The organism is Ruegeria sp. SCP11 (genome assembly GCF_040329455.1).
Classification (GTDB): domain Bacteria; phylum Pseudomonadota; class Alphaproteobacteria; order Rhodobacterales; family Rhodobacteraceae; genus Ruegeria; species Ruegeria atlantica_E.
This window is the reverse complement of record NZ_JBDZYG010000002.1, coordinates 178645-199914: the sequence shown is the minus strand read 5'-3', so window position 1 is coordinate 199914 and position 21270 is coordinate 178645. Positions and strand designations below refer to the sequence as shown.

General features: G+C 55.7%; 21 protein-coding genes. 14 read left to right on the top strand and 7 right to left on the bottom strand.

Translation table 11 applies throughout. The features are described from left to right. Positions 1-154: 154 nt before the first annotated feature. The 3 genes from ABLN94_RS04045 to ABLN94_RS04035 are packed head-to-tail and all read right to left on the bottom strand — an operon-like array spanning position 155 to position 2504. On the bottom strand, positions 155-337 hold the full coding sequence (locus tag ABLN94_RS04045; protein WP_170745282.1) for a DUF2783 domain-containing protein: 183 nt from the start codon (positions 335-337) through the stop codon (positions 155-157). Continuing rightward, positions 337-1947 (bottom strand): FAD-dependent oxidoreductase, encoded by a 1611-nt coding sequence (locus ABLN94_RS04040; RefSeq protein ID WP_352989458.1) that lies wholly within the window; start codon positions 1945-1947, stop codon positions 337-339. Before ABLN94_RS04040 ends, ABLN94_RS04045 begins: the two co-directional genes overlap by 1 nt. Continuing rightward, the gene (locus tag ABLN94_RS04035; protein ID WP_352989455.1) at positions 1947-2504 is read right to left on the bottom strand and encodes a VOC family protein; all 558 of its coding nucleotides are present in this window, start codon (positions 2502-2504) and stop codon (positions 1947-1949) included. Before ABLN94_RS04035 ends, ABLN94_RS04040 begins: the two co-directional genes overlap by 1 nt. Positions 2505-2626: 122 nt before the next feature. Between ABLN94_RS04035 and ABLN94_RS04030 the strand changes: the two genes are divergently transcribed. Further along, the gene (locus ABLN94_RS04030; RefSeq protein WP_170745285.1) at positions 2627-3082 is read left to right on the top strand and encodes a MarR family winged helix-turn-helix transcriptional regulator; all 456 of its coding nucleotides are present in this window, start codon (positions 2627-2629) and stop codon (positions 3080-3082) included. Here the strand turns inward: ABLN94_RS04030 and ABLN94_RS04025 are convergent. The 3 genes from ABLN94_RS04025 to ABLN94_RS04015 all read right to left on the bottom strand — a co-directional run bounded on the left by ABLN94_RS04025 (position 3079) and on the right by ABLN94_RS04015 (position 4119). Continuing rightward, positions 3079-3312: a glutathione S-transferase C-terminal domain-containing protein gene (locus ABLN94_RS04025; RefSeq protein WP_352989452.1), complete on the bottom strand. Its 234-nt coding sequence runs from the start codon at positions 3310-3312 to the stop codon at positions 3079-3081. The two genes, ABLN94_RS04030 and ABLN94_RS04025, sit on opposite strands and share 4 nt — an antisense overlap. 78 nt (positions 3313-3390) lie before the next feature. Beyond that, positions 3391-3603: a glutathione S-transferase N-terminal domain-containing protein gene (locus ABLN94_RS04020; protein ID WP_352989450.1), complete on the bottom strand. Its 213-nt coding sequence runs from the start codon at positions 3601-3603 to the stop codon at positions 3391-3393. A 93-nt stretch (positions 3604-3696) separates the two neighbouring features. Beyond that, on the bottom strand, positions 3697-4119 hold the full coding sequence (locus ABLN94_RS04015) for a MarR family winged helix-turn-helix transcriptional regulator (RefSeq protein ID WP_352989447.1): 423 nt from the start codon (positions 4117-4119) through the stop codon (positions 3697-3699). A gap of 151 nt (positions 4120-4270) precedes the next feature. Here ABLN94_RS04015 and hmgA point away from each other — a divergent pair, with 151 nt between their 5' ends. From hmgA to ABLN94_RS03985, 6 genes are all read left to right on the top strand, one after another. Beyond that, positions 4271-5626: a homogentisate 1,2-dioxygenase gene (gene hmgA / locus ABLN94_RS04010; protein WP_417750500.1), complete on the top strand. Its 1356-nt coding sequence runs from the start codon at positions 4271-4273 to the stop codon at positions 5624-5626. 64 nt (positions 5627-5690) lie between these two features. Beyond that, positions 5691-6950, top strand: a complete 1260-nt coding sequence (gene fahA, locus ABLN94_RS04005) for a fumarylacetoacetase (protein WP_352989444.1) — start codon at positions 5691-5693, stop codon at positions 6948-6950. 37 nt (positions 6951-6987) lie between these two features. Next, on the top strand, positions 6988-7938 hold the full coding sequence (locus ABLN94_RS04000; RefSeq protein ID WP_352989441.1) for an MBL fold metallo-hydrolase: 951 nt from the start codon (positions 6988-6990) through the stop codon (positions 7936-7938). 42 nt (positions 7939-7980) lie between these two features. Then, positions 7981-9606, top strand: coding sequence for an FAD-dependent oxidoreductase (locus tag ABLN94_RS03995; protein WP_352989438.1), 1626 nt, complete (start codon positions 7981-7983; stop codon positions 9604-9606). 4 nt (positions 9607-9610) lie between these two features. Continuing rightward, positions 9611-9793: a DUF2783 domain-containing protein gene (locus ABLN94_RS03990; protein ID WP_352989435.1), complete on the top strand. Its 183-nt coding sequence runs from the start codon at positions 9611-9613 to the stop codon at positions 9791-9793. Between the two features lie 147 nt (positions 9794-9940). After that, positions 9941-10771, top strand: coding sequence for a universal stress protein (locus ABLN94_RS03985; RefSeq protein ID WP_352989432.1), 831 nt, complete (start codon positions 9941-9943; stop codon positions 10769-10771). Positions 10772-10785: 14 nt separating this feature from the next. Here ABLN94_RS03985 and ABLN94_RS03980 read toward each other — a convergent pair whose 3' ends face one another. Beyond that, the gene (locus ABLN94_RS03980; RefSeq protein ID WP_352989429.1) at positions 10786-11763 is read right to left on the bottom strand and encodes a GlxA family transcriptional regulator; all 978 of its coding nucleotides are present in this window, start codon (positions 11761-11763) and stop codon (positions 10786-10788) included. A 195-nt stretch (positions 11764-11958) separates the two neighbouring features. On the opposite strand from ABLN94_RS03980, the gene ABLN94_RS03975 reads away from it, so the two are divergent. From ABLN94_RS03975 to ABLN94_RS03945, 7 genes are all read left to right on the top strand, one after another. Further along, complete coding sequence (locus tag ABLN94_RS03975) at positions 11959-12723, top strand: IclR family transcriptional regulator (RefSeq protein ID WP_352989426.1); 765 nt, start codon at positions 11959-11961, stop codon at positions 12721-12723. Positions 12724-12911: 188 nt separating this feature from the next. Further along, positions 12912-15374 (top strand): FAD-dependent oxidoreductase, encoded by a 2463-nt coding sequence (locus tag ABLN94_RS03970; protein ID WP_352989424.1) that lies wholly within the window; start codon positions 12912-12914, stop codon positions 15372-15374. Between the two features lie 23 nt (positions 15375-15397). Then, the gene (locus tag ABLN94_RS03965) at positions 15398-16639 is read left to right on the top strand and encodes a Tm-1-like ATP-binding domain-containing protein (RefSeq protein ID WP_352989421.1); all 1242 of its coding nucleotides are present in this window, start codon (positions 15398-15400) and stop codon (positions 16637-16639) included. A gap of 41 nt (positions 16640-16680) precedes the next feature. Further along, positions 16681-17613, top strand: a complete 933-nt coding sequence (locus tag ABLN94_RS03960; RefSeq protein ID WP_352989418.1) for a tripartite tricarboxylate transporter substrate-binding protein — start codon at positions 16681-16683, stop codon at positions 17611-17613. Positions 17614-17700: 87 nt separating this feature from the next. Further along, positions 17701-18240 carry a tripartite tricarboxylate transporter TctB family protein gene (locus ABLN94_RS03955; protein WP_352989415.1) on the top strand — a complete coding sequence of 180 codons (540 nt, stop codon included), beginning with the start codon at positions 17701-17703 and terminating at the stop codon, positions 18238-18240. Between the two features lie 7 nt (positions 18241-18247). Next, positions 18248-19774, top strand: a complete 1527-nt coding sequence (locus tag ABLN94_RS03950; protein ID WP_352989412.1) for a tripartite tricarboxylate transporter permease — start codon at positions 18248-18250, stop codon at positions 19772-19774. A gap of 4 nt (positions 19775-19778) precedes the next feature. Then, positions 19779-21266 (top strand): aldehyde dehydrogenase, encoded by a 1488-nt coding sequence (locus ABLN94_RS03945; protein WP_352989410.1) that lies wholly within the window; start codon positions 19779-19781, stop codon positions 21264-21266. Positions 21267-21270 lie beyond the last annotated feature (4 nt).

Genomic DNA, 21270 nt, shown 5'->3' with positions numbered 1-21270 from the left:
GCCTCAAATTGCAGAGACTTGCAACTTATTATTTGCGAGGGGGTTACCTAAAGCAGCACGCTTAGATGGCGGTTGCTGAATTTGTACGGCAGGTTTCACTTGCAATCTCTGGCGGGATGGAATGTCACGCCCGACTTAGCGGGCGTGACGTGCTTTATTTCGCGAATTCGATCGCTTCTTTCAGATCGCTCAGTGATCCGATTTGGTTGGCGAGGATCAGAACTAGACGCGCGTTCATGTCATTGGCGTCTTCGTCCGACAGGTCGCGCTGCGCATCTGTGAGCAGTTGATAGAAATCGTCCGGAGACTCTATATTGGGTTTCAGGTTCAGACTCATCAGATTGCTCCTGCTGTAGCTTTGGATATAGCGGATTTCACGGCGTCCGCATCGAAACTACGCCAGCGGGCTGCGATATGTTGATCAGGACGGATCAGATACAGCGCGCCGTCCGCTGCGTCATAACGCTCGGACACCAGCCCCTGTGAATCGTCAAAGCTGCTACCCAAAGTGACCACCTTCGGTGTAAAAGCACCGGCCGGGACCGGTTCCGCCTCAACGCCTAAGGCAAGCAGAACAAAGCCGCCAGAGAGCTGTTCCAGCAGCCAATCTTCCTTGCCGTTCACGACAATCGGTGCGTCAGAGGCGCAGGTGCCTGGCACCATTCGCCCCTTCCACGCGCCCTCATCGGCCGTGTTCAACTCGCTGTCCAGATACGGCGTAGGCGTGGACAACCGGCCCGAATTGACCAGCGGTCGGGCGAACTCGGTCTTGTTTGCAAGGTCCAGAACAGCGTTGCGGAAACGTTTCGATGCGCCGTTCTTTGGCGTGATAAAATCTGTTGAACGAGTTGAGTTCAGCAGGTTGTCATCGGCGGCATAAGCTCGTTCACCGTGGTACGTGTCCAACAAGGCCAACGGGGCTTCGCCGCGCAAAACGGCAGCCAGTTTCCACGACAAATTGTCGATGTCCTGAACCCCGGTATTGGCACCGCGCGCACCGAATGGTGAAACCTGATGTGCCGCATCGCCAGCGAACAGAACGCGTCCGTGGCGGAACTGATCGACCCGGCGACAGGCAAACTGATAGACGGACGCCCATTCCAGTTCGAACTCCACATCTTCACCAATCATCGCTTTGACGCGGGGGATGATGTTTTCGGGGCGCTTCTCGACCTCTGGGTCAGTATCCCAGCCCAACTGGAAGTCCAAACGCCAGACGTCATCGGATTGCTTATGCAACAGCGCCGACTGTCCCCGGTGAAAGTTGGGATCGAACCAGAACCAGCGTTCGGCCGGGAAATCCGCCTTCATCACGATGTCGGCAATCAGGAAACGGTCCTGAAAGAATTGGCCGGTGAACTCGGCCCCGACCATGCGACGGGTATCCGAATTTGCCCCATCGCAGGCCAACAGCCAGTCCGCTTCGAGGTTGAATATCCCGTCCGGCGTTTCAACGGCCATCTCGACATGGTCATCCTGCTGGCGCAGCGACACGACTTTGTGTTTCCAGCGGATGTCGATCAGAGGGTTCCTATCACAGGCTTCAACCATGTACTCTTCAAGATAGTATTGCTGAAGATTGATGAAGGCCGGGATTTTGTGCCCGTCTTCCGGCAGCAGATCGAAGGTGTAGACCTCTTTATCGCGCAGGAACACGCGCCCCAACTTCCAGTCGACGCCTTTTTCGATCATCCGCTCGCCCACACCCAGGCGATCCCAGATTTCAAGCGGACGCTTGGCATAGCAGACGGCCCGAGAACCGACCGAAACCGTGTTGTTGTCGTCCAGCACAACAACCTTGATCCCTTGCGCTGCTAGATCCAGCGCGGCGGTCAACCCGACCGGACCACCCCCGATGATCACGACAGGGTGGCGAAGCGTCTGGCCGGATTTCTGCTCCTTTGACTGTACATAAGGGAATTCGGGAAAATCGTAGGTGTTCAGCATCACTTCTTCCCCAACTCTTTGGCGTGAAGCCAATCCGCATGTTGAGGCGCCTTTTTAGTGCGCGACCACTCTTCCAGCATGTCCCATTTCACCGCGTCCAGCCGCTTGATCATTTCTTCTTCCTCTGGATCGGGACAAGCCAACTCCACACGGTGGCCGTTGGGATCGAAGAAATAGATCGAATGGAAGATCGAGTGATCGGTGACGCCCAGCACATCGACGCCGTTGGCTTCAAGATGTTCCTTGAACCCGATCAGCGTTTCGCGATCCTTGACCTTAAACGCGATGTGCTGGACCCATTTCGGGGTATTCGGATCGCGCCCCATTTCAGGCTTGGTCGGCAGTTCAAAGAATGCCAGCACATTGCCGTTACCGGCATCCAGAAACAGGTGCATATAGGGATCAGGTTCATGTGTAGAAGGAACGTAGTCTTCGGCAATTGCCAGGACAAAGCCCATATTCAGCATTTTAGTGTAGAACTCGACGGTTTCCTTCGCATCTTTGCACCGATATGCGACGTGATGAATTTGATCGAGCTTGAGATTCTGAGCATTCATTGCAGCCTCCTCCGGAATCGTTGCATTTGCAATGATTAGCCGGGTTCGGCATCACGCAATTTGATCTAGATCAAATCGTTGCATTTGCAACGAACTACATTAACTGCAAATGAGGCGATCCTATGAACCTTGAAACATATTTTCCCTATCAGCTTGCATCGACCGCCGAAGCGTTTTCGCGCCAACTTGTACAGGTCTATGGCCGCACTTATGGCTTGTCGCGGGAGGAATGGCGCTTGCTTTTTCTTTTGGCCAGTGCGGGACAGTTAAACTCGCTGCAGTTGGCGCAGCGCACCACATTAGACAAGGTTCAGGTCAGCCGCGCAGCCACCCGGCTCGAGAACAAAGGTCTGATCGGTCGCGCCGTTGCGGATAGTGATCGACGGTTGCGCCAATACACCTGCACTGAGGCGGGAAAGTCCTTGTTTAACGAAGTTTTTCCGGCCGTTCAGAGCTGTGCTAACTCAATTCTGGGACACATGAGCGATGATGACATGAACAAGCTCAAGGACGGGCTTCGCGCACTTGAACGAGCTGTGGCTCAATATGGGCAGGATCAGGTGAACGAAAACAGTTAATGCGGGCTGCTGTCCGGATGGGCATCTTGAAAGGCCGGAATCAGATCCAGACTGTCTTTGATCCGAGCGATCTTGGGGAGGTCAGCCAGCTTAACGCCCCACCTTTGCGCATTGTAAAGTTGCGGCATCAGGCAAATATCGGCAAGCGTTACACGGTTACCGTAAGAATACGGGCCGCCCTGAATCATGCCTTCATAAGCCGCCAGCCCTTCACCGAAAAAGTGCTGCATCCAGCCTTCCATCGAAATCTGTTTCCCTGATTGTTCGACGACCCATTTCGCAACACGAAGATTGCAAACCGGGTGGATTTACATCGCCACGGCATAAGACAGAGCGCGCACCTCGGCACGGCTCACCGGGTCCGACGGCAGAAGGCCGAGGCATCTGGTTTCGACAATATATTCGATCTGCGCGAGAGACTGAGTTAGACTGTGCCCATCTATTTCCAGCACCGGCACCAGACCCTGTGGGTTCCTCGACAAGTGCGCTTCGGAACGTGGCTCGGTCTTCAGCAGGTTCACAATTACGGTTTCTCAGTTTTCCCGGGCAAGGCCAAGGGTGATCCGAACCCTATAGCTGGCCGAAGAGCGCCAATAGTCATAGAGTTTCATCAATTATTCTTCCGAAAGCAAATCGAGGGCGGCGATCAAAGCCTCCTCAGCTTCCCCAAGTTTAGCTTCCAGGCTGGATTGAAACGACATTGCGATTGGAACCAGTTGGCTGAGCAGATCGGCGCCCTTTTCTGTCAGGTCGAGCTTGACCAATCGTCGGTCATTGGGATCTACAACCTTGGTGATCAGGCCGCGGGCTTTGAGGCGTGCTGCCGCCCGGCTGACTTTTGACTTTTCCAGGCTGACCCGTCTCTCGATGTCTCGAACCGACGGGTTTTCAGCATATCCAACATTCACAAGAACGCGCCATTCGGGGTTCGAAACACCAAACTCATGTTTATATTGTTGAGCCATTTTTGCGCTCAAATGCGTTGCCAGTACCGTAAGGCGGTACGGCAAGAACCCTTCCAAATCGAACTCTGGCAAGTCTCTAGTGGTCATGTATTGAATTCCTTTCAAAGCTATTGAAGTCAGGCTTTCGTTGCATTTGCAACAAAAATATTGACATCGTTGCATTTGCAACGAATATTGATGGCAAGCTCAAAGCCTACTCGAATCGTTTTAACAGGAGATCCAGATGAACGACCTCGTGAAGCATAGCGGATTGACTGTTGCCGATGACGGAGCCGCTATTTCTAAGGGTTACATGCCCGGTTGGGCGAATGACTTTGAGACCGAGGCTTTGCCGGGGGCGCTACCGCAAGGCCTGAACAGCCCTCAGCGTTGCAACTACGGTCTTTATGGCGAACAGCTGAGCGGAACGGCCTTTACCGCGAACCCGCCGGAACGGACGTGGTGTTATCGTATCCGCCCGTCGGTCAAGCATTCTCACCGCTACAAAAGGATTGATCTGCCCTACTGGAAATCGGCCCCCTGCGTCGATCCGGATGTCATTTCTCTGGGCCAGTATCGCTGGGACGCGGTCGCTCATACCGATGAGCAACTGACCTGGGTTACCGGTATGCGGACAATGACCACTGCGGGCGATGTGAACACGCAGGTTGGCATGGCCAGCCATGTCTATCTGGTAAACGAGTCGATGGTAGACGATTATTTCTTCTCGGCAGATTCCGAGCTGTTGGTGGTTCCTCAGGAAGGCCGTCTCCGGTTCGCGACCGAGTTGGGGATCATCGACGTTGAACCCAAGGAAATCGCGATCATCCCGCGCGGTCTGGTCTATCGGGTCGAGGTACTGGAAGGCCCCTGTCGTGGATTTGTCTGCGAGAATTACGGTCAGAAATTCGAACTGCCGGGGCGCGGCCCGATCGGTGCGAACTGCATGGCCAACCCGCGCGATTTCAAGGCGCCTGTGGCCGCATTCGAGGATCGCGAGGTGCCGTCAACCGTGACGATGAAGTGGTGTGGCCAGTTCCACGCCACCAAGATTGATCAAAGCCCGCTGGACGTTGTCGCTTGGCATGGCAACTACACGCCCTACAAATACGATCTACGCGCATATTGCCCGGTTGGCGCGATCCTTTTTGACCACCCGGACCCGTCGATCTTTACCGTTCTGACAGCGCCTTCGGGCCATCCGGGCACGGCCAATATCGACTTTGTCCTATTCCGTGAGCGCTGGATGGTGATGGAGGATACATTCCGCCCGCCCTGGTACCACAAAAACATCATGTCTGAGCTGATGGGCAACATTTACGGCCAGTATGATGCCAAGCCACAGGGCTTTGTTCCGGGCGGCATGAGCTTGCATAACATGATGCTGCCGCATGGGCCGGACAAGGAAGCCTTTGAGAAGGCGTCGAATGCAAACCTCGGGCCGGACAAGCTCGACAACACCATGTCGTTCATGTTCGAAACGCGCTTCCCGCAGCACCTGACGGGGTTTGCCGCCAACGAGGCGCCGCTGCAGGACGATTACATCGACTGCTGGACGGATATCGAAAAGAAATTCGACGGCACACCCGGCAAAAAGTGACGCAACAGAAAAACCTGGGATTTTCCCTTAAATCCCGGGCCTTTAACAGAGGTTTGGAGAAGCAATGCCTTTGATGAACTCCTGGGTGGCCTCGGCCAATGATGCGGCCCACCCGTTTTCCCTGAACAACCTGCCCTACGGCGTGTTTTCGACTAAGGGTGAGGACCCCCGCTGTGGCGTTGCGATTGGCGACATGATCCTGGACGTCACAGCCGCCGAGGCTGAGGGTCTGATTGAACTGGCAGACGAGCCGCTGTTCGATCTGCCTTTCTGGAACCCGCTGATGGAGTCAGGTCCCGCCGTCTGGGCCGCTCTGCGCAACCGGCTGACAGCCCTGCTGGCCGAAGGCGCTGAGGAGCAGGCCAAAGTCGAACCCCTGCTCGTCGCACAGGATGATGCCGAGATGCATATGCCTTTCGCCGTCAGCGAATACACCGATTTCTACGCGGGCAAGCACCACGCCTTCAACGTCGGCACCATGTTCCGCGGGCCGGAAAACGCGCTGCCGCCGAACTGGCTGCACATCCCGATCGGTTACAATGGCCGCGCTTCGTCGGTTGTCGTTTCAAACACAGACATCCGCCGCCCATGGGGGCAGCTCAAGGGCCCGAACGACGCCTTGCCACGTTTCGCACCGTCACAACGGTTCGATATCGAGCTTGAGATGGGCGCCATCGTCGGCACCCCGTCTGATGGCCCGATCTCGGTCCAGGAGGCGGATGACAACATCTTTGGCTACGTCCTGCTGAACGACTGGTCCGCGCGCGACATGCAGGCCTGGGAATACCAGCCGCTTGGACCGTTTCAGGCCAAGGCCACCGCAACTTCGATCAGCCCGTGGATCGTCACCAAAGCGGCGTTGGAGCCGTTCCGCTGTGACACCCCCGTGCGTGAATTCGAATTGCTGGATCATCTCAAGGACGTCGGGCCGATGCTTTATGACATCGACCTGTCGGTCACGTTGGCCCCCGAAGGCAAGGCGGCCACGACGATTGCCCGGACCAATTACAACGTGATGTATTATTCGGCGGCGCAGCAACTGGCGCATCACACCACGTCCGGCTGCGCGATGAACACAGGCGATCTGCTGGGTTCGGGTACGATTTCCGGTCCAGAAAAGGAAAACCGCGGGTCGCTGCTGGAACTGAGTTGGGGTGCCAAGGAACCGTTCACCCTCGCCACCGGCGAGACCCGCAGCTTTATCGAGGACGGCGACACGCTGACCCTGCGTGGCGCGGCCAAGGGCGACGGCTATCATATCGGCTTCGGCGACTGCATAGGGCAAGTCCTGCCCGCGCTTGACGATCCTTACAAACGCAACTGACACATCAAATCGCCCGCAAGGGCACCGGAGGACACCCATGGCTAAAGCATTCGCGTCGCAAGGCGACCTGACTGAAAAGAAAATCACCTTTGATGAGATCGGCGACGGGCTTTACGCCTTTACCGCCGAGGGCGATCCGAACTCGGGCGTCATTATCGGCGACGACAGCGTCATGATTGTCGAGGCGCAGGCGACCCCACGCCTGGCCAACAAAGTGATCGAATGCGTGCGTTCGGTGACCGATAAACCGATCAGCCACGTGGTCCTCACCCATTATCACGCCGTGCGTGTGCTGGGCGCCAGCGCCTTCAACGCGCAGCAAGTCATCATGTCCGACGTGGCGCGCTCGATGGTCGTGGAGCGCGGTCAGGAGGACTGGGACAGCGAATTCCAGCGCTTTCCGCGCTTGTTCGAAGGCCATGAAAGCATCCCCGGCCTGACCTGGCCCACCACCACCTTCAGCGACAGCATGACTGTGTATCTGGGCAACCGTCGAGTGGACATCAAACAAATCGGCCGCGCCCATACAGCGGGCGATGCAGTGATTCATGTGCCGGACCAGAACGTGATGTTCACCGGCGACATCGTCGAGGACCATTCGGCGTGCTATTGCGGCGACGGCCATTTCGAGGACTGGGGCGGCACGCTGGACGCGATCAAGGCATATGACGTCGATGCCATTGCACCAGGCCGCGGCGCCGCACTGGTCGGCAAGGATGCCGTCGAGCGCGCCATCGAAAGCACCCGTGACTTCGTGAACTCGACCTACGGCCCTGCCAAACGCGTTGCAATGAAGGGCGGTTCGCTCAAGGACGCTTGGGACGCGGTCCGCGACGCCTGCGACCCCAAGTTCAAGGACTACGCAATCTACGAGCACTGCCTGCCGTTCAACGTCAGCCGTGCCTATGACGAGGCCCGCGGGATCACCCATCCCCGTATCTGGACCGACAAACGTGACCTGGAAATGTGGGAACAGCTGCAAGGCTGATCCCGACCCATCTCACCCCAACTCTGCAAGTTAGGTATTACGATGCTCCAGGACCGATATTCCCTCGCTTTCAAGCTTTACCCGTATGAAAAGTCCAAAGACCAGGACGCACCCGAAGCGGTACGTCACCCGGTCGTCATTGTCGGAGGCGGTCCAATTGGTCTCGCTACCGCGCTGGACCTGGGTCGGCAGGGCATTCCGGCGTTGGTTCTGGACGATCACGAAGGAATCGGCATGGGCAGCCGTGCCATCTGCTTTGCCAAGCGGACGCTTGAAATCGCGGACCGCTATGGCTGCGGCGCGCCGATGCTCGATAAGGGTGTAGTCTGGAATGTCGGCAAAGTGTTTCAGGATGACCGGCAGGTCTTTGAATTCAACCTTCTGCCCGAATCCGGTCATCGCAACCCCGCCTTCATCAACCTGCAGCAGCCCTATTTCGAAAAGTTCATATTCGAAGCCATCTGCGCAGAACAGGAACGCGGCGCTCCGATTGAGATCCGGGGCAAGAACCGGGTCGATGCGGTGGACGTGAAGGACGACCATGTCGTTCTGTCCGTCACAACGCCGGATGGGCCATATCAGGTTGAAGCGGATTGGATGATCGCCTGCGATGGCGCAAATTCACCAACGCGGGACATGCTGGATCTGGGCTTCGAAGGCCGGGTGTTTCAGGACAGCTTCCTGATCGCCGATATCAAGATGAAGAACAACGAGTTCCCGACGGAACGTTGGTTCTGGTTCGAGCCATACTTCAAATCCGGGGCCTCGACTTTGTTGCACAAACAGCCTGATGACGTTTGGCGCGTCGACTTCCAGATCGGCTGGGATGTAGACCGCAAAGAGGAACTGAAAGAGGAAAACATCCGCAAACGTCTGGATGCGATGCTGGGCGATGAATTTGACTATGAAATGGTTTGGTCGTCAATCTACACATTCCAGTGCCGTCGCATGAACAAGTTCCGCCATGGGCGCGTCGTCTTCGCGGGCGATGCGGCGCATCAAGTGTCGCCCTTTGGAGCACGCGGCGCGAATTCCGGGTTTCAGGACGTCGACAACCTTGGTTGGAAACTTGGCCTTGTGATCTCGGGCAAGGCACCTGAAAGCCTCCTGGACACCTATGATGACGAACGGGTTTTCGGTGCGGATGAAAACATTATGAATTCGACCCGGTCGACGGATTTCATCACGCCGAAATCGAAAGTGAGCAAGAACTTCCGAGATGCCGTACTCAAACTGGCGGAACGCCATGAATTCGCCCGCCCTTTGGTGAATTCGGGTCGTCTGTCGGTGCCTTGTACCTATGATCACTCGTCGCTGAACGGGGCGGATGATCTGCCGGGCGGTCCTGCTGCATCGAGGGTTGGATCTCCTTGCAAGGATGCACCGATTGGTGATGGCTTCCTGCTCGATCAACTCGGAAACGACTTCGTGCTTCTGGCGATCAACTCCGAAGTCCCAAACAGCGTCGATATTGAAGGTATCAAGGTCAGAAGCGTGTCCCTAAATGCCTCGGATGATGTCTCCGGCGCATTGGCACAACGTTACCTGGGATTGGAAAGCCAAGCGGTCTACCTGATCCGCCCGGATCAGCATGTCACCGCGCGGTGGCGCGATTATGACGAAGACGCGCTGCGTTCAGCAGTCCTGAATGCCTGTGGAAAGGAATAAGCCGATGCCCCTGATTACTGAACCGAACCTTTATTCTCCGGATGACTTTTATGCCGACCTCCTCGCAGCGCATGAAGGGCTATCGGATGAGGAAAGCGACGCGCTGAACTCTCGGTTCATTCTCGTGTTGGCCAATCACATTGGTGATCGGGAAACACTTAAGCAGGCTCTCGAAGCTTCTAAGTAGAGGCTTCTGTAACGCCGATGCGCCGTTAATCATATTCGGTAGCAGCCTGACTTGGGTCAAGTACGTGCACAATCCGAGTGATAGGATTGCAGCGACTAATGGCTTCATTAATTTCCCAGGCAGGCCTAAAGAACAAGGGAAAACACTATGGCAATCAAAAGTATACTCTGCCCTTATTCCGGTGAAAAAAACAGTGCTGCGGTATTGCGCTATGCACTTGCCGCCGCAAGGCACCACGATGCGTGGTTAACCGGGGTTGTCGCGCACAGCCCCATGAACCTCGAAAGACGATTTGGCGGAGTAGTCAGTCAACAGATTCTTTCCATACTGCGCGAAAAGGAAGACGAACGCTCCGCTACAATAAAACGGCAGTTTCAAAGTGAGGTAGAGTCGGCTGGCTGGTTGGAAAAGGCCGAGTTTGCGGAATTCGACGACAACGATGATTATGTCCTGTCTGCATTTGCTCGCGGGTTTGACGTTGTAATGATCGGCGCACATTCCGAAGACTCTAGTGACACGCATTTATCACCTCACCCAGACGTGTTGACGCTGCAAAGTGGACGACCGGTTTTGATGATCCCGGATGGATTTGAGAGTGATCGGCTGGCCAACCATGTCCTTGTTGCCTGGGATGGGAAACGCGCTGCTGCCCGTGCCGTGGGCGAGGCGATGGTCATGCTGGAACAGAAAGGTAAGGTTACCTTGGTCACGGTTGGAAAAAAAGCCGTCAAAGGTATTGATGGTATCGGTGGCATTAAAACACTGATGGAACGGCATGGCGTGGTCTGCGAGCATGTCCACTGCGCGACTGCTCCGAAAGGGGTCGGATATCAAATTCTGTCCACAGCGGATGAGATCGGAGCTGAGATGATCGTCATGGGTGCATACGAACACAGCAAGTTTTCTCACGAACTTTTCGGAGGCGCGACTACAGATGTAATGGCACATTCCGAGGTGCCAGTAATGCTGGTTCACTGAGCGATAACTTGTCCTCAGGAATCAAGATCCATGCTTCCTGAGAACTTGCTTGGCGAAACCCCGTATTTGCGTTTGAACGATGCGCTGAAATTTCCGGTGGAATTGAAACCAATGGCTGCGGCAACTTCGGCCACAGTCATTTCCGTCTGGCTCAAAAGGTATCTTCCGTGCCTTAGACGTGTGTCTTTGATGTATTGCCCTGGCGGCATTCCAGTGTCGCGCAGGAACAGTCGTTCCAGCTGGCGGCGTGAAATAGAATGCCGCTCGCAAAGTGCTTCAATGGACAAGTCTTCGTAAATGCCTTCTCTGATTTCGGATAAAACATTCAGCAAAACACTGTTGCGCGTGTTAAACCGAGCGCTGTAGGTCATTTTCGGACAATCTGTTCCATCGCGTATACGGCCACTTAAGAGCTGGTCGCTAACTTTTTTGGCAAACTCGAGACTGATTTCTCGCGCCAGAATAGTTAAAAACAAGTCGATAACCGCGCTCCCTCCACCACAGGTCAACAAACGGCCATCGAAACAAAAAAGCTCTTCGGAAGGATAAAGATTGCCGTATTTCTCGGGAAACGAAAGTGCGTGTTCCCAATGACTGGTAAAGTCTTTGCCTTCCAGTAAGCCTGCCTGGGCTAGAATATGAATGCCGTCCCCGGCAGCCCCTATCACATAACCACTTCGCCACGCCCTTCGTAGCCAACCGGACATTTTGGCTCGCGTCTCTTGCGAAGATGCCTCCTGGCCAATGCAAAAAATCATCTGCTTACCAGACATCTCAGACGGCAACGGGCTGGTACTCACGCTTAAGCCAGTTTCCGTGGTGGCATCTTGTCCTTCTACTGAAAGGAACTCCCAATCGAACACTTCGCTTTCTTGAATCTTATTCGCCGCATGCAGCACTGCAATGACGGCAGAAATTTCGAAAAGCGATTCTGGCGAAGACAAAAGGAACGAGACCTTTCGAAAGTCGGTAGGTTTTCTCCATTTTTCCAATGCTTTCCCTCCACAAACATGTGCGCCACTGCCGTACGTATTCGCGATCTGGTGCTCGTTAGGTGCGATTTTCGCACCTTTGGTGCGTTATTTGCTAGTGCTTAAGTATGGTTCATGTCAAGTTGACAATAGGAAACAACTGGAAACCTCCTGTTCTGATCATCTCTGAACGACATTCAAAAGAAATGGGCCTTTATGAAAACCGTCGACAAAGCCATGAGCTTATTGCGTCAATTCTCGCTGGAAAATCTGGAAATCGGCTTGAACGAATTTGCGCGTGCCACAGGCGAGGACAAAGCTGTCATTCGCAGGTTGCTGATTTCTCTCACCAAGCATGGGTTTGTCGAACAAAACCCTGACAATCGAAAGTACCGGCTGGGGCACGGATTCCTTTCATTGGCGCGACTGCGAGAAGCCACCGTTCCAATGTTCAAGGCAACGCAAATCGTTTCGCAGTGGCTTTCAACACAAGCAAATGAAACTGTTCACGTTGGCATTCCAGGAGCAACTGGTATGGCAACTGCATCATTTACCCTGCCCCCACGCGGTAACGTCATCAATTTGCGACCGGCTGAATCTTACCCTTACCATTCCTCCGCCTCTGGGCTCGCCTTCCTGTCATTCTGTTCCGACGAAACAAGAGAACGGCTTCTGGCAGAAAAACGCGAGAAGCTAACCCAATATACGGTTACGGAGGAAGATGAACTCAACGAACTGATAGCGCAGACCCGCAGCCGAGGATTCGCTGCGACGCGCAACACTGTTGAAATGGGCGTTGCAAGTGTCGCGATGCCATTTTTCACAGACGACAAAGACCCTGCAGGAACAATTGCAATAGCTGTTCCCGATTTGAATATGGATGATGCGCGTCGCGACGAACTGGCTAAGTTTCTGAAAACAGCCGTCGAAAAACTGGAAACTGCGCTAACGGGATCATCCTCACACACGGTGATGGGATAAATCCCATCTAACTTAACAAAACCTGTCGGTGCTATAATCGCACCATTAGTGCGTTTTTCTTTTCACAAACCATCCGGTCTGTCACAAATTACCCATTCGAGCGAATGAGGCCTGTGTCGAACGAGCCTGATTTGCACCCAGTTGGAAACCTGCGGATAGCCTGCACGAGTGGGCTGAAAGGTAGTTTGATGGCTCACTCTATTCCTGAACAGGCACCTGTGGTGATTGTCGGCGGCGGTATCATCGGTGTGTCGACCCTGTATCATCTGGCAAAGCGAGGCACGCCGGCAGTACTGATTGAGCGTCGTAAAATTGCCAGCGGTACTACCTGGCATGCGGCCGGGATTGTGGGGCAGTTGCGCGACAGCACTGCGCAGACCGAATTGGGCAAATACACTGCGCGCCTGTTCCGCGACCTGGAAGAAGAAACCGGGCAGGCCACGGGCTATAAGCCCAACGGAACAATCAATCTGGCCATCGGCGACGTTCGACACGAACAGCTTCTGCGCAGCCACGACCACGCAGTGCGCATGGGGATTGAAAGCTTCATGCTTTCGCCAGAGGAGCTGAAGGAAAAATGGCCGCTGATCGAAACGGACGATGTGAAATCGGCCTTCTTTGTACCTTCCAACGGTCAAGTAAACCCTCTGGACGTCACGGTTGCGCTTAGCAAGGGTGCCCGCGCCTTGGGGGCGCAAGTGTTTGAGGACACCAAGGTCAACCAGCTGGTTATCCGCGATGGCAAGATTGCTGGTGTCGAGACAGATAAAGGCGTGATCGCCACGGACAAAGTGCTTCTGGCAGGTGGCATGTGGAGCCACCTGTTTGCCAAGGCGCATGGCGTTACCGTGCCGCTGCATGCGACCGAGCATTTCTACATAGTCACCGAGCCGGTGGATGGCCTGCCGAAAACTCAGCCGATCCTCAACATCGCTGAAGAGCGGACCTATTGGAAAGAAGATACCGGCAAACTTCTGATCGGCTCGTTCGAAAAACACGGCAAGCCTTATGGCAAGGACGGTATCCCTGAGGATTTCGAGTTCGACGAACTGCCCTTTGACATGGAACATGTCGAGCCAAACCTCGAAAGGATGTTCGAGCGCATGCCTGCCCTGGGTGAGATGGGTATTCAAACCTTCTTTAATGGTCCCGAGAGCTTTACTCCGGACGGGCGTCCCTATCTGGGCCCGACCAGCGAGATCAAAGGGCTGTTTGTCGCTACCGGCATGAACTCGAACGGTATATTGAACTCTGGTGGTGTTGGTCTGACGATGGCCGAATGGATGACCGACGGTGCCCCGTCGCGCGGGATGGGCCCGATGCTGGCCCGCCGGGCGCATCCGTTCCAACGAAACACCAAATACAACCACGATCGCAGCGCAGAATCGGTAGGCTTCCACTATGGTGTCAGCTGGGTTGGGCGCCAGATCAACTCGGCCCGTGGGGTGCGCCGTGTACCTCTGCATGATCGCCTGACAGAAGCGGGTGCAACCTTTGCCGAGCGGATCGGTTGGGAAATGCCCATGTATTTCGACCCCGAGAAAAAGGGTTGGAACGAAGAACCCAACCTGTGGTGGAAAGACTGGGCTCCTCATGTGCAGGCCGAATGTCTGGCCGCACGGGATGCTGCGGTATTGATCGACCAGTCGATGTACTCGAAAATTCAGGTGCAGGGTCCGGACGCGGTCAAAGCGTTGAACAAGGTCTGCGGTGCACAAATGGATGTTGAGGTCGGAACCTCGATCTACACCCAGTTCCTGAACAAGCGTGGCGGGATTGAGGCCGATGTGACCGTGACCCGCACTGCCCACGATTGCTTTATGGTCATCACCGGTCACCCCAGCCAGATGCGCGATCAGGGTTGGATCAAGGACCATGCCGATCCGGGTTGGCGCTTTGAAGTGTTCGACGCCACCTCAGGCTATGGCCTAATCACAATCCACGGCCCCAAGTCACGCGAGATACTGGCGGCCATCTCAGGCGATGACCTGTCGAATGAAGCCTTCCCATTTGGAGCCGCGCGCGAGATCGATATGGCTTATGCCCGCGGTTGGGCCATCCGTCGGTCATTCCTGGGAGAGCTTGGTTATGAACTTATGATGCCTACCGAGTTTGTGGCTGGTGTATATGAGGCGCTGATGAAAGCTGGCAAGCCGCACGGCCTGCGCCACATGGGCATGTTTGCGATGAACGCCTGCCGTTTGGAAAAGGGCTTCCGTCATTTTGGCCACGACATCGCCGAAGATGATACACCGTATGAGACGGGGTTGGGCTTTGCCGTAGCTCTGGGCAAAGAGGACGATTTTCTTGGCAAGGCGGTTCTGACTGAGCAGAAGGCAGGCGGCGCGGCTACCGACTTCCGCACTGTGTCCTGTGTTGTTGAGGGCGTGGACGCCAAATCTGGCCCGTATCTGATTCACAACGAACCCGTATGGAAAGACGGTCAGATCGTGGGTCACGTAACGTCGGGCGACTGGGGCTTCCGGCTTGAGGCCATGGTTGGCTTGGCCAGTCTGCACCGCGACGAAGGCGTGTCAAAAACATGGATCGACGAAGGCGGATTCGACGTTCAGATCGCCGGTAAAATGTATCCGCTGCAGGTGCAGTTGGCTCCGTTCTACGACCCCAAGGGTGAAATAATGCGCGGATAAAGAACGAAAAAAGGGAGGAACTTGTGGTGGAAAAGACCATCCTGGTCATTGGTACCTACGACACAAAAAATGACGAGCTGGAATTCATGGCCAGCAAGATCTGTGCTCTGGGCGGCAATGTAAAAACACTGGATGTCAGCGTGCTGGGAGACCCTGCCCAGCCCACCGACTTCTCGAAGCATGACGTGGCCGAAGCTGGTGGAAGTACCATCAAGGAGGCTATCGACAGCGGCAGCGAACATGTGGCGATGCAAATCATGTCGGCAGGCGCCTGTGCGCTTGCCCGGCAGCTGAACAACGAAAGCCGTATCGACGGGGTGATCATCTTGGGCGGTACGATGGGTACGGACTTGGCGCTGGACGTCTGTCATGCCTTGCCAATCGGGGTGCCTAAATACGTCGTCTCAACTGTGTCTTTTTCGGCCCTAATCCCGGCAGAACGGTTGTCGCCCGACATTCAGATGATCCTGTGGGCCGGGGGACTCTATGGATTAAATGCAATCTGTAGATCCTCGCTGGCTCAGGCAGCTGGCGCTGTCCTGGGTGCAGCATGCGCTGCAGAACCTGCGGTCAGTGGGCGGCCCGTGGTGGGGATGACATCGCTTGGAACGTCTTGCCTGAAATACGTCAAGACGCTCAAACCGGCTCTTGAAGCACGCGGTTATGAAGTAGCGGTGTTTCACGCCATGGGTATGGGCGGCATGGCTTTTGAGCAGATCTCAAGCCAAAAGGGTTTTGTTTGCGTAATGGACTTTGCCGGGTGCGAGTTGGGCAACCTGTTGGCTGGATCCGTCGTAAATGCAGGCAAGGATCGGCATCGGGCGGCAGGAAGAGCGGGCATCCCGCAAATCGTGGCTCCAGGCTGCATGGACCTGATCGATTTTGCAGGCTGGCAGGAGATCCCTGAGCAGTTCAAGGACCGCCCGATCCACACCCACAACAAGCTCGTCAAGAACACCTATTACAACGCCGATGAACGGCGCGAGATTGCTCGCGAGCTAAACAAGCGCCTCGGTGAAAGCTCTGCCCCGACGCATCTGATCATCCCGCGTGAAGGGATCGAGGAATGGGATCGGCCGGGCGGTGATTGCCACGATGCCGAAGGGCTGGCGGCCTTTATTGGGGAACTGAGCACGACAGTCGCACCCTCGGTGCAGGTCACCGAACTGGACGCCCACATCAACGACCCCGATTTCTGCGCCACGGCACTGGAAATATTCGACCAATGGGTTGCCGTCGGAAAGGTCCCGGCAGGCGCCTCTTGAACCAACAATCACAAGAAAATTCGTCACAAGGGAGGAAAACCATGACGAACGTTTTCAAAATGGCATGCGCGGCCACTGTACTTAGCGCAACAGCGGCTATCGCCGAGTACCCGGAAAAGCCGGTCTCATTTGTTGTGCCCTTCCCGCCGGGTGATCTGGAAGACGTATTGACCCGCATCATCGCGGACAAGTTCCAGGAAATGTACGGGGTTCCGGCTGCGGTCGTGAACAAACCTGGCGGTGGCGGTGGCCCGTTCCCGGGTGCGGTGGAAGTGGCAGGTGCGCCTGCGGACGGTTACACGGTCGGGTCCTTCGTGATCGATGTGCCTGTCGTTGGCCCGGAAATTGGCGTCCCCGAGCTGAACCCGAACCCGTTCGAACCGGTCGGAATCTTCATGACCTACCCCTTCGTAATCGCCACTCTGAAAAGCCAGCCCTATAGCAGCTGGGAAGAACTGGCCGAATACGGCAAAGAGAACGACGTCGCGCTTGGACATTACGGATCATTCCTTGCGCCAACTCAGGTGACTTTCGCCGCAGCGCAAAAGACCGGGTGGGATTTCGGTTCTGAAGCTGCTTTCGATCTGTTGGACTGCAACGTTCTGGCTTCTGGCGATGTGGATATTGTCAACGCCACGATCCAGACCCTGTTACCGTGCATTGACGATCTGACGATCCTTGCGTCGATCGGCGAAGAGCGCACTCCGCTGACACCGGATGCACGGACGGTGGGTGAAATCGTTCCGGAACTGCCCCTGTCGTTGTGGAATGGCCTATTCGTGCCCAAAGGTACGCCGGATGATGTGAAAGCCAAGATCGAAGCGGCCGCCACCGCCGCGCTGGACAGCGATGCTGCCAAGACCCTGTCGCAGGAGACCGGCGTGCTGATCTATTGGAAAGACGCCGCCGAGTCGAACGCCCAAATCGAGGCAGATATCAAGGTCAACGGCGTAATCGCAGAACTGCTTGAATAATAGACATTGTGTGAGGGGTAGCGAACCCCTCACACGCTTCCGAACCGATAAATCAGTTCGCTGCCAGATCAGGGAGGAGGTCCCGTCGTGACACGCATCAAGTTTTTCCAGGAACTGTTTCAAAGATACCGCCGTCCAGGCGACAAGGTCTTTGCTATTGCGTTTCTGTTGTTTGCTCTCTTCCTGCTCAGCCAACTGGGTGAACAGACCCAATGGGTCAAACGCACAAAATGGTTTGCGCAGCCATCGCTGTGGCCCACCATTGCTGTCTGCGGGATGGCTGTTTTTGGCGCGTTTCATGCATTGGGTTCGTTTGTCTCTCCGCGCATTCCCGGGCGCTGGACCGAGGTCGTATTCTGGCTTCGGTCGCTGGAATATGTGCTCTACTTCCTGATCTATGTGGTTTTGGTACCGCTCTGCGGCTACTTGCCTACAACGCTGGTTTTCGCTCTGTTTTTGGCGCTTCGGGCTGGGTTTCGCAGCAAACAGGCATTGGGACTGGTTGTGCTGTTCGCTTTCAGTGTCGCGATTATCTTCCGTGGCTTTTTGCAGGTCAAAATCCCCGCGGGGCAAATCTACAACCACCTTCCCGACGCGCTGCGAGCCTTTGCGCTAACCTATCTCTGAGGCTGACATGGACACTCTTCTTTCCGGTATTTCCCTTCTCGCGCAATGGGACGTTATGATCGCCTTGGTTATCGGCTCCATAGGTGGCGTCATAATCGGCGCTCTGCCTGGTGTCGGCCCTGCGGTGGCCATTGCCATTCTGTTGCCCGCCACCTTCGCGTTTGAGCCAATCGTTGGCCTGACCTTGCTCTTGGGAATTTATGGCTCGTCTATGTACGGCGGTGCCATTCCAGCAATTCTGATCAATACGCCCGGTACGCCGGTGAATGCACTGACGACGTATGACGGCTATCCGATGACCAAACGCGGTCAGGGGCACCGGGCATTGTCACTGGCCTATTCAGCGTCTTTCTTCGGCGGCATCTTTTCCGTCGTCTGCCTGATCGTATTGTCGCCCCTTCTGGCGTTGATCGCACCGCATTTCGGCAGCCGGGAGATATTCTTGGCGGCCTTCATGGGCATTCTGTTGGTCGTGGTGGCGCATCGCGGACAAACTTTTGCGGCCGGTATGCTCGCCTGTTTCGGTATCTTTCTGAACACGGTCGGCCTGGAGCCCGTCAAATACACGCGGCGCTTCACGTTTGAGCAAAGCTGGCTGACTTCGGGCTTCGATCTGATCGTGGTGGTGCTGGGCCTGTTTGCGATCAGCCAGGCGTTTCTTCTACTGATTGAAAAGGATCACGCGCCCGGCGATACACATGTCGACGGCAACATGTTTTCAGGCATGAAAGAGTTGCTGGGGATCAAACGCATCGCAGGCGTCTCCTCCTCCCTGGGCGTCTTGATGGGTATGATCCCCGGCGTCGGTGAATTCACCGCGCAGTTCCTGTCATACACTTACGCACAAAAGACATCGAAAGAACCAGAGGCTTTCGGAAACGGCTCTCCCGAAGGTCTTGTTGCATCCGAGGCCGCCAACAATGCGGTTCCGGGTGCGGCGATGATTCCATTGCTAGCGTTAGGTATTCCGGGCGAGGCGCTGACTGCGATGATGCTGTCGGTGTTCTATGTGCACAACGTGATCCCCGGCCCACAGCTGTTCGAAACCCAGCTTGATTTTGTGATGGCACTATATGTGGCACTGATCCTGTTGAACGTTATCGTTCTGGTGTTCCTGCTGTTTTCGACCAATCTGCTTTTGAAGATCATCCAGATTCCGACCCGGTTCCTGGGCATCATGATCCTGACTCTGTCCTTCATTGGTGTCTATTCCCTACGCAACTCCATTACCGACTGCGCCGTTGCGGCCGGGTTCGGGGTGTTTGGTTTGATCCTCAAAAGGCTCAACCTGCCGATCGTTCCTATCATTCTGGGCATGGTTCTGGGTGGCATCATGGAGGTTAAGCTGCGCAGCGCCATGGCGGCAGTCAAAACACCTATTGATTTCATCAGCCGTCCGATTGCTGCGGTCATTTTCATCATGATTATCGGGATCCTGATCCTGCACATTCGCACTCTGATCAATGAACACATGGCTAAGCGCAAGCCGGATCCGGTTGGGCCGGATACGGAACATTCAAGCCAACAAAGGTGACGATATGCTGAATCAGGAAAAAATCGACGCTTTGCGATATGCCGACATATCCCGGCAGGGGCATTTCATCGATGGGCAGACGGTTACTTCGGCCTCCGGCAAAACGCTGGACGTTCTGTCACCGATCAACGGGCAGGTCATAGCCCAGATCGCCGAGGGAGAACCCGAGGACATGAACCGGGCCGTGGCTTCGGCTCGGGCGGCCTTCGAGGACGGTCGCTGGTCGCGCATGGCCCCTGCGGCCCGGAAAAAAGTACTGCTGCGTCTGGCCGACCTGATTGAGGAACGGGCGCTCGAAATCGCGGTTCTGGGGGTTCGGGACAACGGGACCGAGATCAACATGGCTGTGAACGCCGAAGCCCTGTCCGCGGCCCAGACATTTCAGTATTATGGCGAGGCGATCGACAAGGTCTATGGTCAGATCGCCCCGACCACGCATAACATCCTGGGCTTGGTGCATCACGCGCCTGTCGGGGTCGTCGGCGCGATTGTTCCGTGGAACTTCCCCTTAATGATCGGCACCTGGAAGATTGCTCCGGCTCTGGCCGCTGGCAATTCCATCGTCCTCAAACCGGCAGAAAGCGCCTCCCTGTCTCTGTTGAAGATCGCCGAGCTGGCGGTAGAAGCGGGCTTGCCCGAAGGTGTCTTCAACGTGGTAACTGGCAAAGGCAGCGTCGTGGGCGAGGCCTTGGCACTGAGCGTGGATGTGGACATCATGGTGTTCACCGGCTCCGGTGCGACCGGGCGTCGTTTGCTGGAGTATTCGGCGTGCTCCAACCTCAAACGCTGCTATCTGGAACTAGGCGGCAAGTCCCCCAACATCGTGTTCAACGATGCAAAGAATCTGGCCGAGGCGGCCAAAGTGTCGGCAGCGGGAATCTTCCGCAACTCAGGTCAGGTCTGCATCGCCGGGTCGCGCCTGCTGGTGCAGGAAGACATTGCCGAGGATTTCATCGCGGAAATGGCCCGCCATGCACAAGCCTACCGCATTGGTGACCCGCTGGATCTGAACAGCCAGATTGGTGCCGTGCATTCCCTGCCCGAGCTCGAGGCCAATCTGGGCTTCGTCACCCGCGCTCAAGCCGAAGGAGCCGAATGCCGGTCCGGTGGCCAGCGTATCCTGGAAGAAACCGGTGGCTACTACATGCAGCCTACAATCATGGCCGGGGTCAAACCGGACAGCGATCTGTTTCAGAATGAAGTGTTCGGTCCGGTTCTAGCCGTCACCACGTTCCAGGACGAGGAGGAAGCCGTCGCGCTGGCCAATTCCACGGTCTATGGCCTGTCCTCGGGCGTCTGGACGGCCGACCTCAGCCGCGCCCACCGTATGGTTGACCGCATCCGTGCCGGTATCGTGCACGTTAACACCTATGGCGGTTCCGATCTTACCATGCCGCTTGGGGGTGTACGTCAGTCCGGCAATGGTCACGACAAATCGCTGCACGCGATGGAAAAATACTTCGACCTGAAATCCGCCTGGATCCAACTCTAAAATC

Coding starts and splice junctions, on each gene's coding strand:
- ABLN94_RS04045 (WP_170745282.1), bottom strand. CDS start 337: ATGAGTCTGAACCTGAAACCCAATATAGAGTCTCCGGACGATTTCTAT.
- ABLN94_RS04040 (WP_352989458.1), bottom strand. CDS start 1,947: ATGCTGAACACCTACGATTTTCCCGAATTCCCTTATGTACAGTCAAAG.
- ABLN94_RS04035 (WP_352989455.1), bottom strand. CDS start 2,504: ATGAATGCTCAGAATCTCAAGCTCGATCAAATTCATCACGTCGCATAT.
- ABLN94_RS04030 (WP_170745285.1), top strand. CDS start 2,627: ATGAACCTTGAAACATATTTTCCCTATCAGCTTGCATCGACCGCCGAA.
- ABLN94_RS04025 (WP_352989452.1), bottom strand. CDS start 3,312: ATGCAGCACTTTTTCGGTGAAGGGCTGGCGGCTTATGAAGGCATGATT.
- hmgA (WP_417750500.1), top strand. CDS start 4,271: ATGAACGACCTCGTGAAGCATAGCGGATTGACTGTTGCCGATGACGGA.
- fahA (WP_352989444.1), top strand. CDS start 5,691: ATGCCTTTGATGAACTCCTGGGTGGCCTCGGCCAATGATGCGGCCCAC.
- ABLN94_RS04000 (WP_352989441.1), top strand. CDS start 6,988: ATGGCTAAAGCATTCGCGTCGCAAGGCGACCTGACTGAAAAGAAAATC.
- ABLN94_RS03995 (WP_352989438.1), top strand. CDS start 7,981: ATGCTCCAGGACCGATATTCCCTCGCTTTCAAGCTTTACCCGTATGAA.
- ABLN94_RS03990 (WP_352989435.1), top strand. CDS start 9,611: ATGCCCCTGATTACTGAACCGAACCTTTATTCTCCGGATGACTTTTAT.
- ABLN94_RS03985 (WP_352989432.1), top strand. CDS start 9,941: ATGGCAATCAAAAGTATACTCTGCCCTTATTCCGGTGAAAAAAACAGT.
- ABLN94_RS03975 (WP_352989426.1), top strand. CDS start 11,959: ATGAAAACCGTCGACAAAGCCATGAGCTTATTGCGTCAATTCTCGCTG.
- ABLN94_RS03970 (WP_352989424.1), top strand. CDS start 12,912: ATGGCTCACTCTATTCCTGAACAGGCACCTGTGGTGATTGTCGGCGGC.
- ABLN94_RS03960 (WP_352989418.1), top strand. CDS start 16,681: ATGACGAACGTTTTCAAAATGGCATGCGCGGCCACTGTACTTAGCGCA.
- ABLN94_RS03950 (WP_352989412.1), top strand. CDS start 18,248: ATGGACACTCTTCTTTCCGGTATTTCCCTTCTCGCGCAATGGGACGTT.
- ABLN94_RS03945 (WP_352989410.1), top strand. CDS start 19,779: ATGCTGAATCAGGAAAAAATCGACGCTTTGCGATATGCCGACATATCC.